The organism is Pseudomonas sp. NPDC088885 (genome assembly GCF_044750025.1).
In the GTDB taxonomy this organism is placed as follows: domain Bacteria; phylum Pseudomonadota; class Gammaproteobacteria; order Pseudomonadales; family Pseudomonadaceae; genus Aquipseudomonas; species Aquipseudomonas rustica.
On record NZ_JBIVJB010000031.1, the window covers coordinates 38,084 to 53,698 of the forward strand.

Below are 15,615 nucleotides of genomic sequence, written 5' to 3' on the forward strand. Positions count from 1 at the left end.
AATGAAAAACGGTATCGCCGACTTTACCGAAGACGAATTCATCGCCTTCATGCACAAGATTCTGGCTGAGAACAAGGCGCCAACGGATGATGTGTTGGACGTTCTCTTAGAAGAGTTCTGCGAAATAACTGGTCATCCAGATGGCACCGACCTTATCTACTATCCCGAAGGTGACTCCAGCGGGTCAGCAGAGGATGTAACACGCGTCGTGAAGGAATGGCGCGCTGCTCAAGGTCTACCGGGTTTCAGGAGCTGACAGAAAAGAAAGCCCGCTCATGGCGGGCTTTGGCATCACTGTACAAGCTATTCGCTGATCGACGGATGTATCCGCCCCATCTTGGTTTTTTCAGATCCCGTACAACTTCTTGTGCAATCTTTAGCTGTGTATCCAGCTTGCACCTTACCTAATTCCTAACCTGAACTTTCGCAACTTTCCAAGCGCCAAATATCTTCTGTTTCTCTTCCGGTTTTTTAACCGATAGCCAGGTCGTTGATCTACCTGATGAGCCGCTCACTGAGATCTCGTGGTTGTTCTTGCATGTATGCGACGTTTAATCGGATGCCTTGCTTCCTCGGGTGACTGAACAGAATCAGGGTCTGTTGATGGGCGAGACCCGCGAAATGCAGTTCGCCGATTAGTCGGCGCTGACCACGATCGACACCCGGCGGTTTTCCGTGCGGCCGGCGGCGGTGTTGTTGGAGGCCACCGGGTCTTTGCTGCCCAGGCCTTGCAGCTGGATGTTCTCTTGCTTCATGCCGACGGTGCTGAGCACGGCGGCCACACTTTTCGCGCGGCGCAGCGACAGTTGCTGGTTGTAGGTTTCTTTGCCCGAAGCATCGGTGTGGCCATCGACTCGCACGCGTTCAATGCCGACACCGAGCAAGGCTTTGCCGATGCGCTCGACGATTTCGGTGCTTTGATTGTTCAGGCTTTCGACGTCGCTGCCAAACAGCACTTTGCCGGACAGGCCAAATTCCCAGCCCTCATCGGTCAGCTCGAAACCTTGTTGTTTGAGCACGGCGACTTGCGCCGGCGTCAGGCCTTTTTGCGGCGCGGTCTGGCAACCGGTCAGGGCCAGCACGGCCATCAACAGCACAGCGGAGAACAATCGAAATGGATGTTTGAACACGGGAATCAGCTCCTGGTTTGAACGGGATCGACCGGGTGCTCCGACCCGGCCGTAAATTGCGCGCCACGGGAGAGGCGCTTGGCTTGATACATCGCCGCGTCGGCAGCGTTGAGCAGGGCACCGGGGGTGGCGCCATGATCAGGGAAAACCGCGATGCCGATACTGAGCGACGTCACGACACTGGTGTCGCCGGGCAACGCGATGGGCGTGTCCATGCTGGCGAGAATTTTGTCGGCAATGCGTTCGGCATCTTCGATCTTGTGCAACGGCGTGAGCAGCACGGCGAACTCGTCACCGCCCAATCGCGCGACCAGATCTTCTTCACGCAGCTGTGCGCGGACACGATTGGCAATCGCCACCAGCACTGCGTCGCCGGCGGCATGGCCGAAGTTGTCATTGATGCCTTTGAAACGGTCGCTGTCGAGAAACAGCACCGCCACGCGCTCGTTGAGCTTGCTGGCGTTACGCAGGGCACGCATCAAGCGGCCTTCAAAAAAGGCGCGGTTGGGCAGACCGGTAAGGCTGTCGTGACTGGCCTGGTGCGCGAGGGTTTCGTTTTCGCTTTGCAGGTTGCTCTGCCAGGACTCGAGTTCGTCGAGCAGTGCATTGAAGTCGTTGCCGAGGTTGTCTAGTTCGGCGATTTGCGCCGGTGGCACGCGGCGATCCAGCGCCCGTTCGCTGCGTGCGGCGTGGGCCACGGTGGCGAGGCTGCGCAGCGGACCGATGATTTCACGCAGTTGCCGGCGCGCGAGATAGATCGCCACAAAAGCGCTGATCGCCGTGCAAAGAATGATCCCCGCCAAACCGCTCAGTAGAAAACGCATCAGGCTACCGCCATGACCGGTGAGCAGGATGCGGCCGATTTCATGCTCTTGATGCACGATCGGCAGACTGATAGGTTTTTCCAGAAGGGCGCGGGTGATCTGCATTTCCAAATCGGAGAACAGGCCGTTTTCCGCGCGATGCCAGCGCGCCAGCAATTTTCCCTGAGCGTCCAGTACTTGCGCGTCGGCGACTTCTTCGGTCGAAGCGATCAGCGCCAGCGCTTCCGTCGCCGCCGCTTTGTCGTTAAAGACCACCGCGGCTTCGACGGTGTAGCTGATCGAACGGGCGATCAGATGCAGATTGTGGTCGGCATAAACCCGCAGCGCCAAAACACCGAGCAGCGTCAGTGAGACACTGGCCATCGCTACCGCCAGCAATGCCACGGTTAAATGTCCACGGCCCAGTACCGAGCCCAACGTGGGGCGCTTATTCGATCTGAACAATTTCATGGGGCCGCCGATTTACGGCGCGACAACTGCAGCACGCTCGGGTGAATGCGCACGCCACTGCGGGCAACGGAGTCGAGATTGACTTCAAAGGACACCTGCTCGTCGCCGACGCGCAGGCAGAACAGACTGCCGACCGTGCATTGGTCGTCGGCTTCGCTGATGCTAAGCACCGGGTGTCCGATCAATGCGGCGAACAGGCGATTGCGCTCATCGGCGGTGAGCTTGCCGATGTACACGGCATTGCATTCGCTGACGATGGCCGGGTTGTCGGCCAGCAAGCGGCGCACGACAACCAGTCGGCCGGTGGCTTGAGTGGTGCCTTTGACCAGGTCGTCGGTGTATTCGGTGGGGCCGACGATGCACAGACGCAATTGCGCAGGCTCTACCGGCCAGCGAGCATAACTGAGGATGCCCAGCACGACTTGGGTGACAGATTTGGCGCGTTGTTCGGCCATGCCCGTCGGCGCTTGCGGTTGTGCGACGGCCACGCTCGTCAACAACCAGAGCAGGCCGACAAGCAACGCGTGCTTGCAGCCAACCACGCGCTCTGCCGCCCAGACAGACACCTTCATGCAGGGATTCTCTTGGATCTTACTGAAATGATGCCGCAACGATAGCACAGCGGCGAATGGCCAGCGAGGCAGCGACCTCTGACTGGTCGGTCAGAAACCGCTGGCCGTCATCGCGATTATCATTCAGGAGACTGGGCGCCCTCCTCCAGTTCCAGCATCAGTCCGCTGAGGCGTTTGACCTTGCGTTGTACGGCCTCTTCAAATACCCCGTCACGCGGCTCGATCAGGGTGAACCAGTGTTTGGCGCGGGTGATCCCCGTGTAGATCAACTCCTTGGTCAACACTGGATTCAAAGCATCCGGCAGGATCAACGCAGTGTGGGCGAACTCAGAGCCCTGGGATTTGTGTACGGTCATGGCGTACACGGTTTCTACATCGTTGAGTCGGCTCGGCAGGACGAAACGCACGCCGCCCTGACCGTCATTGCGCGGAAACGCCACGCGCAATACCGGTTTGCCGGCGTCGGGCCCTTCACGTTCCGGCAGTTTGAGGGCGATGCCGATGTCGCCGTTCATCAAGCCCAGACCGTAGTCGTTGCGGGTCATCAACACCGGCCGGCCTTCGTACCATTGCTGGTCGTGCTCGATCAGCCGGGCCTTGAGCAACGCGGCGGTGATGCGCTGGTTCAAACCTTCAACGCCCCACGGGCCTTTGCGTACCGCGCACAACAACTGGAAGGTGTCGAACGCCTGCAAGACGTCGCGGGCCCAGAGAATCCAGTCCGGATGTTCCAGCGGTTTGCCAGATGCAGGGCGTTGATTGCGCAGCACGCTCAGGTAATGCCGATACCCCTGCGGGCCTTCGCCATGACCGTCGAGCAGCAGCCGCTCGAGTTTGTGATCGTGCTCGCCCTTGAGCGGCAGCGAAAACACATCGTCATAGTGCCCCGCCGCGAGCAATTGCCGCGCCTCATCCGGCAACTGCTGATTGACCCGGCGCGCCAGTTGACCGATGCCGCTGCCTTCACCGAAACGCCGCGAGTGGCGCAACATCACCACTTGCTGAGCCAGCGGATGCGAGCCGTCGAGATCTTCGTGCAGACCACTGTCCTGCAACGACTCACCGCTGACCGATTCCAGCCATTGGCGGGTTTGCCGGTTGTACCAGCCGCCCTCGGCATCGCGGCACAGATCACCCAGCACCGCACCTGCCTCCACGGACGCCAACTGATCCTTGTCGCCGAGCAACACCAGTCGCGCATGGGCCGGCAAGGCGTCGAGCAGATTGGCCATCATTTCCAGGTCGATCATCGAGGCTTCGTCGACCACCAGCACATCCAGCGGTAGACGATTACCGGCGTGATGGCGGAAATGTCGGGTGCCCGGACGACTGCCGAGCAAACGATGCACAGTGGTCACGTCACAGGGAATTTTCGCCCGCACGTCTTCGCTGACTTTCAGCGATTGCACTTGCTGGCTGATCGACTCGGTCAAGCGTGCGGCGGCTTTACCGGTGGGCGCTGCCAGGCGAATGCGCAACGGATGGCCAGCCTCCACCGCCGGCGCCTGCAGCAGCGCCAACAAACGCACGACGGTGGTGGTTTTGCCGGTACCGGGGCCGCCGGTGACGATGCTGAAGGCACCGCGCGTGGCGAGCGCACAAGCAAGTTTTTGCCAGTCGATGACCTCGCCGGACTTGGCTGAACCGAACAGCTCATTGAGGCGCTGCGGCAGATCGGCCGGCGTCGCTTCGGATTGGGCGAGACGCTGGCGCAACGCGGAATCGATACGCCGCTCGTAAGCCCAGTAGCGCCGCAAGTACAGACGCTTCGAGGACAACACCAGCGGGCGTTGCTGAGCGTCTTCACTGGTATCGGCAGCCAGGGCGACCAGAGCGCTGCCCGCCAGAGCCTTGCACCAATGAACACCGTCGAGCGCCTCAAGCAATTGCGAAGGCAGCAACAAGACGCCACCCTGCACATCGCCTTCGGGCGGCAATGACAGCGCAAAATCCGGCGCCTTGAGGGTTTCGAACAGATCCAGACAAACGTGACCATGGCCGAGTTGATGGCTGGTCAGCGCCGCCGCGAGCAACACCAGCGGATCGGTGTCCGGTTCGAGCTCATGCAGAAACGCGACGAATGCCTTGTCCAGCGCGCGCAGCCAGCCGCGCTCGACCCAGCGGGTGAGCAAGAGCAACAAGTCTTCGGCACGGGTCAGCGGCGAAAGTCTCGACAGGCTGTCGGCGGCCAAAGGCGTCGGCAGAAGATCGGCGAAGGTGCGGCTCATAGCAAGACTCCCTGTTCCCACGCGGGTTCGGCCTTGGGCTCGGGTTTGCCCTGAAACAGCCGATCCAGACGTTCGATCAATTCACGGGGTGGCCGGGCGAAGTACACCCCGCGACTGTCTGCGCGGGTGCCACGCAGGAAAAGATAAAGCGCACCACCGACATGCCGGTCGTAGTCATAGTCGGGCAACCGCGCCTTGAGCTGACGGTGCAAGGCCAACAGGTACAAGACGTATTGCAGGTCGTAACGGTTGTCGAGAATCGACTGCTCCATGGCTTTCTCGGTGTAGGCGAAATCATCGACGCCCAGCCAGTTGGATTTGTAGTCGGCCACGTAGTAACGGCCATCGTGTTCGAAGGTCAGGTCGATAAAACCCTTGAACATGCCGTTGAGTTGCACCGCTTCGGCAGCCACCCGCGCCACGCCGTTGTGGGTGTGCTGACGTACCAGCTCATCGAGTTTGAGCACGTCGACTTTATGGCTGGCGAACCAGAATTCCATCTCGACGCGATACTGCGTTAACTGCTCAAGCACCACCGGCGGTTGGCCGGCGCCGATCGGCAGCGGCGATTTGAGGAGGTGTTGCAACCAGTCGCTCAACGTGGTGATCCAGCCTTCCCAGCCGCGCAGGTTGCAACGCCGGCCGATCGCGTCTTCCACGGCTTTGGGCGTGACGGCGAAACCGTCATCCCCTGCCCACTCGAGCAAACCGTGAAGGAAAGTCCCGGGGTTGGGGCCACGCGGGAAGCGATGGATATCAGCGCCGCCGGCGATGATTTCGCGTGGTGCATCCGGATCGAGGCGTTCGTCATCGAAGAGCTTTTGCGCCTGCGGACTGTCCGGCGCCTCATCGCTGCCGACGCTCAAAACGTCGCTGATACGAAGCGCACTGTACGAGGCGATCCACCAGTTCTCGCTGGCCTTGCGCTTGGGCACAAGCGTGGCGCTGAGAACCGCTTCGTTGCGCGCAGGTTCGTAATGTTCGGCGCTGGCCGGCGGCATTTCACCGACGCTGATCGCCGGGCAATCCTGCTGCAAATCTCGCAGCCAGCTATTCAAACCGCTGGACTCACCCAACGACGCACCACCGCCCAATAAATAGCCCAGCGCAGAAAGGTGCAGCACCGAACTGTTGTTATTGCCGCGTTTGAGATCGGTCACGCCCAACCAGCAGGCATGTTGCGCACGCGTCAGCGCTACGTAGAGCAAACGCAGGTCTTCAGCCAGACGCTCGTCATCGGCCAACGCAATCAGCTCAGGCGTCGGTTTCAGACTCAATTGCGCGTTGCCCGAGGCGTCGTGGTAATGCAGCGGCAGGCGGCTACCGTCGACCGGTTTGGCCGAGCAGATGAACGGCAGGAACACCAACGGATATTCCAGGCCTTTCGATTTGTGGATGGTCACCACTTTGACCAATTGCTCATCACTTTCGAGGCGCAGAATCTGTTCTTCGCCGGCCTGCCCGGACAAGGCCAGCAGCTCGGCCAGATGCCGGATCAGCGCTTGTTCGCCGTCGAGTTCAGCAGCGGCTTGCTGCATCAATTCGGACAAGTGCAGCAGGTTGGTCAGCACGCGCTCGCCATCACTGCGGGCAATCAATGTCTGTGGCAAATGGAAGTCATGCAGCAGACGTCGCAGCATCGGCAGCACGCCCTGTTTGCGCCACAACTCGCGATAGCCACGGAACTGCATGACGCGGGATTCCCACACCAGTTCGTCCTGATTCAGACGCTCCAGTTCGGCCAGCGGCAGATTCAGCGTGATGCAGGCCAGCGCGGCTTTCAGAGAACGTTCAACGTCAGGCTCGGCGCAGGCCTTGAGCCAGGACAGCAAGTCTCGGGCTTCCTGCGCGGCAAAAACGGAATCCTTGTCTGACAGATAAACGCTGCGCACGCCACGGGCGGCCAATTCACCACGAACGGCCTGCGCCTCTTTGCCGTCACGAACCAGAATCGCGATATCGGAAGGACGCAGGCCTTTGAAGTCTTTGCCGTCCTGCACAAATCCGGCCTGACCGGTTTGCCCGCCATTGAGCAACACGGTGATTTCACTGGCGCAGGCGGCAGCCAGTTGTTGACGATACACCGCGCCGGACAACGGCTGATCGCTGGACAACTGCCAGACGTTCAGCGCCGCGACTTCCTGCCCGGCAATCTGCAGATGCTCCTTGCGGCCTTGCGAGTCGACGGGTTGAAACGGTACCGGGTTCTCACCACTTTTCTCGCGGAACAAAAACGCGCCGCGCCCCTGCTCGCGGGACTCGGCGCGTTCGAATACGTGATTGACCGCTTTGACCATGCCGTGGCTGGAACGGAAGTTGGTGCCCAGGGTATGCAAGCGGCCGGTCGTAGCCTTGCGCGCGCGCAGATAGGTATAGATGTCCGCACCACGGAAGGCGTAGATCGCCTGCTTGGGATCGCCGATCAGAAACAGGCCAGTGTCAGGACTGTTTTCCTCGATGCGATAGATGCTTTCGAAGATCCGGTACTGCACCGGATCGGTGTCCTGGAATTCGTCGATCAGCGCTACCGGGAACTGCTCGCGAATCAGTGTCGCGAGCCGTTCGCCACCTTCCGATTGCAGCGCGGCATCGAGTCGCAGCAGCATGTCGTCGAAGCCCATTTCGGCGCGGCGACGCTTCTCTTCTTCGAAGCGCGCGCCCACCCATTTCGCGGCGTGCTGCAGGACGGCGGCGTCTGGCGTGGGCAAGCCATCCAGACTCGACTTGAGTGCGGGCATGGCATCCAGCCCCGGATGACTCGGTGCCTGACCTTTCCACGCTTCGGCCATGCCGTCGGGGGTCAGTCGGGTGAAGCCGGTGCCGATATCCAGTTGCTCCATGGATTCATCTTCGGCCCAGCTTTTAAGCTTCTCGAACCAAGGTTCAAAGTAGCGCGCCTGCATCTTGCGACCGTCGACGGTTTTGCTGGCAACGCCTTGATGACAGATGGCGAGCAACTCATCGGCCCACTGCCGCCAAGGCATTTTCAGCTCGACCAATGCTGCGCGACGCTCCAGCAAGCATTCCTCGATCAGCTCGGCGGGGGCCTTGCCTTCGTCGCTGTCGCGCTCGCTGGCGAACAGTCCACGGACACGCGGCAACAGCGCTGCCGGCCCACCCCAATTGTTGCGAACCCAGTTCAGCGCATCGCCCTGCATCGGGTAGCAGAACAGCCGCCAGTAATCGCGCAGCACTTCACCGAGCAGATCGCTGTGATCGGTTTCCAGCGATTGAGTAAACAGGCTGCCGCTGTCAAATGCGTGCTCGCGCAGCATGCGCTGGCACCAACTGTGAATCGTCGAAACGGCGGCTTCATCCATCCACTGTGCGGCGATGTCGAGACGATTGGCGCAGCCGGGCCATTGTTGTGGCTCGAACTGTTCGCGCAGTTCGGCGATGAGCGCGTCGGGCGCAGGCGTCTCGTCGCGGAAGAATCGCGCAGCTTCGGCCAGACGCGTGCGGATCCGTTCGCGCAGTTCTTTGGTCGCTGCGTCCGTGAAGGTCACCACGAGAATTTGTGGTGGCAGCAGGTCGCGACCGAAGCCATTGGTTTCGCCGCCGTGGCCAAGGATCAGCCGCAGATAGAGTGCAGAAATGGTGAACGTCTTGCCGGTGCCGGCGCTGGCTTCGATCAGTTGGCTGCCGTGCAGCGGGAAGGCCAGTGCCAGTGGAGTTTTGCTGCTCATGCGCGCGCTCCTTCACTGGACAACGAACGCCAAGGTGCTTCCAGCAGTGGCCGATAGAGCGCGTCGCACCAACCAGAGAATGTCTCATCGGCGAGCAAGGCATCGAAGTCGGCAAACTGTCGAGACAACGCCGGGCTTTCGCGGCGCTCACCTTCATTGGTCTGGCCGTCACCTTCGTACGCTTTGCGCGCGGCGGCTTCGGCCTTGAGTGGGTCGGTCTGGGACAGCCAGGCGAACGCCGTTTTTACTGCAATCGGCAGTGGTTGGCGCATGCCGGTCTGCCAGGCGAGCAGCAGATCGCTGAGGATGCGAACCGCGCGGTCTTTTTCCATGGGCTCCAACAGCAGTGAATCGTCACTGGCCACCAGCGCTGTGGTTAACGAAAGTCCGCTGGCACAGGCCACCAGATGGTTGACCCACGGTTTGGTCAGACGATGCCATTTGCGGCTTTTGATCGAGCCAATACTGTTGGGAATGGTTGTGACCGACAACAGGCCACCATCGGCGCGCTCATGCAAACCTGAGAGCCAGCCTTCAAGGCGCAAGCCCTGCAATTCAAGGCTGATCGGAATTGCGCTGGTCAGCGGGGTCGGCCACAACGTCAGCAGTTGTTGGTAGCGTTGCAGCAAGTCCGGCAGCGGCTCGATCAGCTCGCGTTGCAGGCATTCGCCAAAACCAGCCATTGGCAGCAGACCACTGTTTTGCAGGCGACGGGCCTGAGATTCGAGGGCCTGATCGATATTGTCCGGCTGTCTCATTGCGGCTTCGAGCAGCCTGTCGCTGAGCGTGTAGCGCTGCAAAGCGTCGAGCACGAATGGCTCTTCGTCCGCGAGCGGCGCCTCGGCGGCTTCGAAATAGACCTTGAGGCGCTGGGTAAAAAAGTGTCTAACCGGGTTGCGCAGGAAGTCCTGTAACAGGGCGAGGGTCAACGGTTCCTCTTGGACATAAGGCGCAAGCAACTCCGTATCGGTTTGAGATCCGTGCTGTTGGTGCAGCACCTGCCATTCGCTGGCATAGCTGAAGAGCTGATCGCCCTCATGAAAATAGCGCGAACTGAACGGTTGCAACGGATGCTCCTCGGTCATGGCGCTCAGAATATCCTGGGTCTCGTCGAGCAATCGCCAGCCGCTGGCGAGGTGATCGCGTAACTGGCCGATCAGCACCGAAGCAGGCCGCTCGCTGTTGTCGCGAATGCTGCGGCCGACCCAACTGATGTAGAGCTGATTGCGCGCGGACAGCAATGCTTCGAGCAACAGATAACGGTCATCCTCACGCCGCGAACGGTCGCCGGGACGGTAATCGCTGCCCATCAAATCGAAGTCGAGCGGCGGTTGTGCACGCGGATAATCGCCATCGTTCATCCCCAGCAGGCAGACCAGTTTGAACGGGATCGCACGCATGGGCATCAGCGTGCAAAAGTTCACCGCACCGGCGAGGAAACGCTGCGATAAACGCCCCTGATCCAGACCGGCGAGCCAGGCTTCACGGACGACAGTCAGCGGTAACTCATCGTCGAGACCGACGGCCTCGCACGTCTCCAGCCAGGTTTCGCGCAGCTCTTCGAGTTGGGTGAGCAGGTAGTCGTCGTGCTCGTTGCTGGCTTTGAAGAACAATTGCATCAGCGCCTGCAACCGGTAGCCCCACTCTTTGGGTTGAGCCGGTTGCATCAATTCCTGATGAGCGAGTTCCAAGGCATCGAGCAGTGCCACCAATGGCCCGATCAACGCGGCGTCCAGTCCGCCGATTTCATCGTAGGGTTCGATACCGGCGCAGGCATTCGCACTGCCGACGGCGTAACCCAGCAGCATCCGGCGCAGGCCGAAGTGCCAGCTGTTCTGCTCCAGCTCATCCGGCAAACCGAGGCCGGCACGTTGTTCGGCGCTCATGCCCCAACGCACACCAGCGCCTTCGATCCAGCGGTGCAGCGTTGGTAAGTCGCGCTCTTCCACACCGAAACGAGCGCGCAGTGCAGGAACGTCCAGCAGGTCGAGGATTTCGCTGACGGGGAAGCGGCTGTCTGGCAGCTTTAGCAGGTGCTCGACTGCAATCAGCAAGGGGTCACGGCCGCGTTGGCCCTGATCCGCCAAGGTGAATGGAATGAATCGCGGATCATGGCGATCGAGCTGGCCGAATACGGCACGGATGTGCGGCGCGTAGCTGTCGATGTCCGGCACCATCACGATCACATCCCTAGGACGTAGTTCGGGATCGGCGCTGAAGCGCGCGAGGAGTTGGTCGTGAAGGATTTCCACTTCACGCTGAGCGCTGTGAGCAATGTGAAAACGGATCGAATGGTCTTGTGTCAGATCGACAGCTGGCCAGAGCTCGCGTGTCTCGTTGAGCGGGCGCAGTTCAAGGATGTCGTTCTGCAGCTGATTGAGCAGGTTCTCGGGTTGAGTATCGCTGAACAGGTCGATGCGACCGTCCCGGAAAGCCGCGCGATAACTGTTGGGATCGTCGTAGCTGTCGAGCAGGTTGATGTAGTCGCGGCCCTGCTTGCCCCACGCAGCTAGCAGCGGATGGGCGTGTTGGTGCAAAGCGTCCGGATCGAGTACGACGGGCATACCGCTCTTGCGTGCCTGGCGTTTGTACTGGTGTCGCAGCAGATCCTTATCGGCAACGATATCGGCCCAATGGTGGCGACATGGATTGTGCACACAAAGCAGAACCTGACTGAAACGTGCAAGCCCGGCCAATGCTTCGAGCACTTGAGCGGGCAACGAAGAAATCCCGAAAACGATCACTCGCGAGGGCAAGCCGACGGGTGCGTCCGTGAGGGTGTTGATGCGCTCGATAAATCGTTGATGAACACCGGCGCGACTTTGCGCCATGCCTTGTTCACCGACATCTTCCAGCAGCGCACGCCACAGTTCAGCCTGCCAGCAGCTCGCCGGCGCCAGTGGCTTTATTTCACCTCGGACATTTCGGATTTGGTGCAGTCCTTCGGCCCAATCTTCGAGCCAGTCGGCCCGATAGACCTGGTACTGGTCAAAGAGATCCGCCAGTCGCTCGGACAACTGGTAACGCTTACGCAAGTCAGTGTCGTGAGTGAGGAAGCGTTGCAGCGGCTCGAAATGCGGGCGCTCGATCACTTGAGGTAGCAAGCGCATCAGGCGCCAGGTCAGCGGTGCTTTATCGAGCAGGGATTTCGGTGGGATTTCATCACGGCCCAACACCATCCGGTACAGCTGCCACATGAAGCTGCCGGGCAGCTGCACATCGATAGCAGCGGCAATACCGCAGCCACCGAGGTCATCTTCTTCAGGGTCTTCGGCCAAGGCCAATTTGAGCCACTGGGCGATGCCGTTGCTTTGTACGAGGGCAATTTCGTTTTCCAAGGGCGCCAGTGGATAGCGCCGCATTATGCTGATCACCAAGCTGCGCAGTTCGTCCAGGCTATTGCTTTGAACCACCATGAATGCAGCGTTGAGGGACTGGGCGCCCGGCATAAAGGATTCCTTGGAAAAGTGCGAAAGCCAGGGCAGAACCTTAGCATTGTCAGCAGGTTGTGACAGCCGGACGACGCCGTTGAATGCTGTAGGAACTTTCCTGCGGGCAAAACAAAACCCCAACTGCTTTCGCAATTGGGGTTTCGGAATTTAATCTTGACGATGACCTACTCTCACATGGGGAAACCCCACACTACCATCGGCGATGCATCGTTTCACTGCTGAGTTCGGGATGGGATCAGGTGGTTCCAACGCTCTATGGTCGTCAAGAAATTCGGGTACTGAGTCGTGACCAGTTGGCCTCGCTTCAGCAAATTGGGTATGTGATAGCTTTCGGTGTTTGTGAACATCGAACTTTCGGTTCGTTTCGTCTTCACACACCGCAATCTGATGCTCTCTCGAGTAGTCAAATTGCTTGGGTGTTATATGGTCAAGCCTCACGGGCAATTAGTATTGGTTAGCTCAACGCCTCACAGCGCTTACACACCCAACCTATCAACGTCGTAGTCTTCGACGGCCCTTCAGGGAACTCAAGGTTCCAGTGAGATCTCATCTTGAGGCTAGTTTCCCGCTTAGATGCTTTCAGCGGTTATCTATTCCGAACATAGCTACCCGGCAATGCCACTGGCGTGACAACCGGAACACCAGAGGTTCGTCCACTCCGGTCCTCTCGTACTAGGAGCAGCCCCTCTCAAATCTCAAACGTCCACGGCAGATAGGGACCGAACTGTCTCACGACGTTCTAAACCCAGCTCGCGTACCACTTTAAATGGCGAACAGCCATACCCTTGGGACCGGCTTCAGCCCCAGGATGTGATGAGCCGACATCGAGGTGCCAAACACCGCCGTCGATATGAACTCTTGGGCGGTATCAGCCTGTTATCCCCGGAGTACCTTTTATCCGTTGAGCGATGGCCCTTCCATACAGAACCACCGGATCACTAAGACCTACTTTCGTACCTGCTCGACGTGTCTGTCTCGCAGTCAAGCGCGCTTTTGCCTTTATACTCTACGACCGATTTCCGACCGGTCTGAGCGCACCTTCGTACTCCTCCGTTACTCTTTAGGAGGAGACCGCCCCAGTCAAACTACCCACCATACACTGTCCTCGATCCGGATAACGGACCTGAGTTAGAACCTCAAAGTTGCCAGGGTGGTATTTCAAGGTTGGCTCCACGCGAACTGGCGTCCACGCTTCAAAGCCTCCCACCTATCCTACACAAGCAAATTCAAAGTCCAGTGCAAAGCTATAGTAAAGGTTCACGGGGTCTTTCCGTCTAGCCGCGGATACACTGCATCTTCACAGCGATTTCAATTTCACTGAGTCTCGGGTGGAGACAGCGCCGCCATCGTTACGCCATTCGTGCAGGTCGGAACTTACCCGACAAGGAATTTCGCTACCTTAGGACCGTTATAGTTACGGCCGCCGTTTACCGGGGCTTCGATCAAGAGCTTCGCGTTAGCTAACCCCATCAATTAACCTTCCGGCACCGGGCAGGCGTCACACCCTATACGTCCACTTTCGTGTTTGCAGAGTGCTGTGTTTTTAATAAACAGTCGCAGCGGCCTGGTATCTTCGACCGGCATGAGCTTACGGAGCAAGTCCTTCACCCTCACCGGCGCACCTTCTCCCGAAGTTACGGTGCCATTTTGCCTAGTTCCTTCACCCGAGTTCTCTCAAGCGCCTTGGTATTCTCTACCCAACCACCTGTGTCGGTTTGGGGTACGGTTCCTGGTTACCTGAAGCTTAGAAGCTTTTCTTGGAAGCATGGCATCAACCACTTCGTGTTCTAAAAGAACACTCGTCATCAGCTCTCGGCCTTAAGATCCCGGATTTACCTAAGATCTCAGCCTACCACCTTAAACTTGGACAACCAACGCCAAGCTGGCCTAGCCTTCTCCGTCCCTCCATCGCAATAACCAGAAGTACAGGAATATTAACCTGTTTCCCATCGACTACGCTTTTCAGCCTCGCCTTAGGGGCCGACTAACCCTGCGTCGATTAACGTTGCGCAGGAAACCTTGGTCTTTCGGCGTGGGTGTTTTTCACACCCATTGTCGTTACTCATGTCAGCATTCGCACTTCTGATACCTCCAGCAAGCTTCTCAACTCACCTTCACAGGCTTACAGAACGCTCCTCTACCGCATCATCCGAAGATGATACCCGTAGCTTCGGTGTATGGTTTGAGCCCCGTTACATCTTCCGCGCAGGCCGACTCGACTAGTGAGCTATTACGCTTTCTTTAAAGGGTGGCTGCTTCTAAGCCAACCTCCTAGCTGTCTAAGCCTTCCCACATCGTTTCCCACTTAACCATAACTTTGGGACCTTAGCTGACGGTCTGGGTTGTTTCCCTTTTCACGACGGACGTTAGCACCCGCCGTGTGTCTCCCATGCTCGGCACTTGTAGGTATTCGGAGTTTGCATCGGTTTGGTAAGTCGGGATGACCCCCTAGCCGAAACAGTGCTCTACCCCCTACAGTGATACATGAGGCGCTACCTAAATAGCTTTCGAGGAGAACCAGCTATCTCCGAGCTTGATTAGCCTTTCACTCCGATCCACAGGTCATCCGCTAACTTTTCAACGGTAGTCGGTTCGGTCCTCCAGTTAGTGTTACCCAACCTTCAACCTGCCCATGGATAGATCGCCCGGTTTCGGGTCTATTCCCAGCGACTAGACGCCCTATTAAGACTCGCTTTCGCTACGCCTCCCCTATTCGGTTAAGCTCGCCACTGAAAATAAGTCGCTGACCCATTATACAAAAGGTACGCAGTCACAGAACAAAGTCTGCTCCCACTGCTTGTACGCATACGGTTTCAGGATCTATTTCACTCCCCTCTCCGGGGTTCTTTTCGCCTTTCCCTCACGGTACTAGTTCACTATCGGTCAGTCAGTAGTATTTAGCCTTGGAGGATGGTCCCCCCATATTCAGACAAAGTTTCTCGTGCTCCGTCCTACTCGATTTCATGACTAAGAGATTTTCGCGTACAGGGCTATCACCCACTATGGCCGCACTTTCCAGAGCGTTCCGCTAATCTCAAAGCCACTTAAGGGCTAGTCCCCGTTCGCTCGCCACTACTAAGGGAATCTCGGTTGATTTCTTTTCCTCGGGGTACTTAGATGTTTCAGTTCCCCCGGTTCGCCTCTTGCACCTATGTATTCAGTACAAGATAACCATCTTATGATGGCTGGGTTCCCCCATTCAGACATCTCCGGATCAAAGTCTGTTTGCCGACTCCCCGTAGCTTGTCGCGGGGTGCCTGGGCTTGCCGGGGC

Annotated in this window: 7 protein-coding genes and 2 rRNA genes; 1 reads left to right on the top strand and 8 read right to left on the bottom strand. The window is 58.6% G+C overall.

All coding sequences use genetic code 11. The annotated features are described in order from the left end of the window. Window position 1 precedes the first annotated feature (1 nt). Window positions 2-256 carry a bacteriocin immunity protein gene (locus ACIP1X_RS14890; protein WP_400753170.1) on the top strand — a complete coding sequence of 85 codons (255 nt, stop codon included), beginning with the start codon at window positions 2-4 and terminating at the stop codon, window positions 254-256. 379 nt (window positions 257-635) lie between these two features. Here the strand turns inward: ACIP1X_RS14890 and ACIP1X_RS14895 are convergent, their stop codons facing one another. The 8 genes from ACIP1X_RS14895 to ACIP1X_RS14930 form a co-directional block, all read right to left on the bottom strand. Next, a complete protein-coding gene (locus tag ACIP1X_RS14895) occupies window positions 636-1,088 on the bottom strand; it encodes an OmpA family protein (protein ID WP_400753188.1) in 453 nt (150 codons plus the stop codon). A 47-nt stretch (window positions 1,089-1,135) separates the two neighbouring features. Beyond that, window positions 1,136-2,404, bottom strand: a complete 1,269-nt coding sequence (locus ACIP1X_RS14900; RefSeq protein ID WP_400753173.1) for a diguanylate cyclase domain-containing protein — start codon at window positions 2,402-2,404, stop codon at window positions 1,136-1,138. Further along, the gene (locus ACIP1X_RS14905; protein WP_400753176.1) at window positions 2,401-2,976 is read right to left on the bottom strand and encodes a YfiR family protein; all 576 of its coding nucleotides are present in this window, start codon (window positions 2,974-2,976) and stop codon (window positions 2,401-2,403) included. Before ACIP1X_RS14905 ends, ACIP1X_RS14900 begins: the two co-directional genes overlap by 4 nt. Before the next feature lie 119 nt (window positions 2,977-3,095). Further along, window positions 3,096-5,204, bottom strand: coding sequence for an exodeoxyribonuclease V subunit alpha (recD, locus tag ACIP1X_RS14910; RefSeq protein WP_400753179.1), 2,109 nt, complete (start codon window positions 5,202-5,204; stop codon window positions 3,096-3,098). Then, window positions 5,201-8,890 (bottom strand): exodeoxyribonuclease V subunit beta, encoded by a 3,690-nt coding sequence (recB, locus tag ACIP1X_RS14915; protein WP_400753182.1) that lies wholly within the window; start codon window positions 8,888-8,890, stop codon window positions 5,201-5,203. Before recB ends, recD begins: the two co-directional genes overlap by 4 nt. Next, window positions 8,887-12,339: an exodeoxyribonuclease V subunit gamma gene (gene recC / locus ACIP1X_RS14920; protein ID WP_400753185.1), complete on the bottom strand. Its 3,453-nt coding sequence runs from the start codon at window positions 12,337-12,339 to the stop codon at window positions 8,887-8,889. Before recC ends, recB begins: the two co-directional genes overlap by 4 nt. A gap of 154 nt (window positions 12,340-12,493) precedes the next feature. After that, window positions 12,494-12,609, bottom strand: a 5S ribosomal RNA gene (rrf, locus tag ACIP1X_RS14925). 156 nt (window positions 12,610-12,765) lie between these two features. Beyond that, window positions 12,766-15,615 (bottom strand): 23S ribosomal RNA (locus tag ACIP1X_RS14930); the annotation flags it as partial.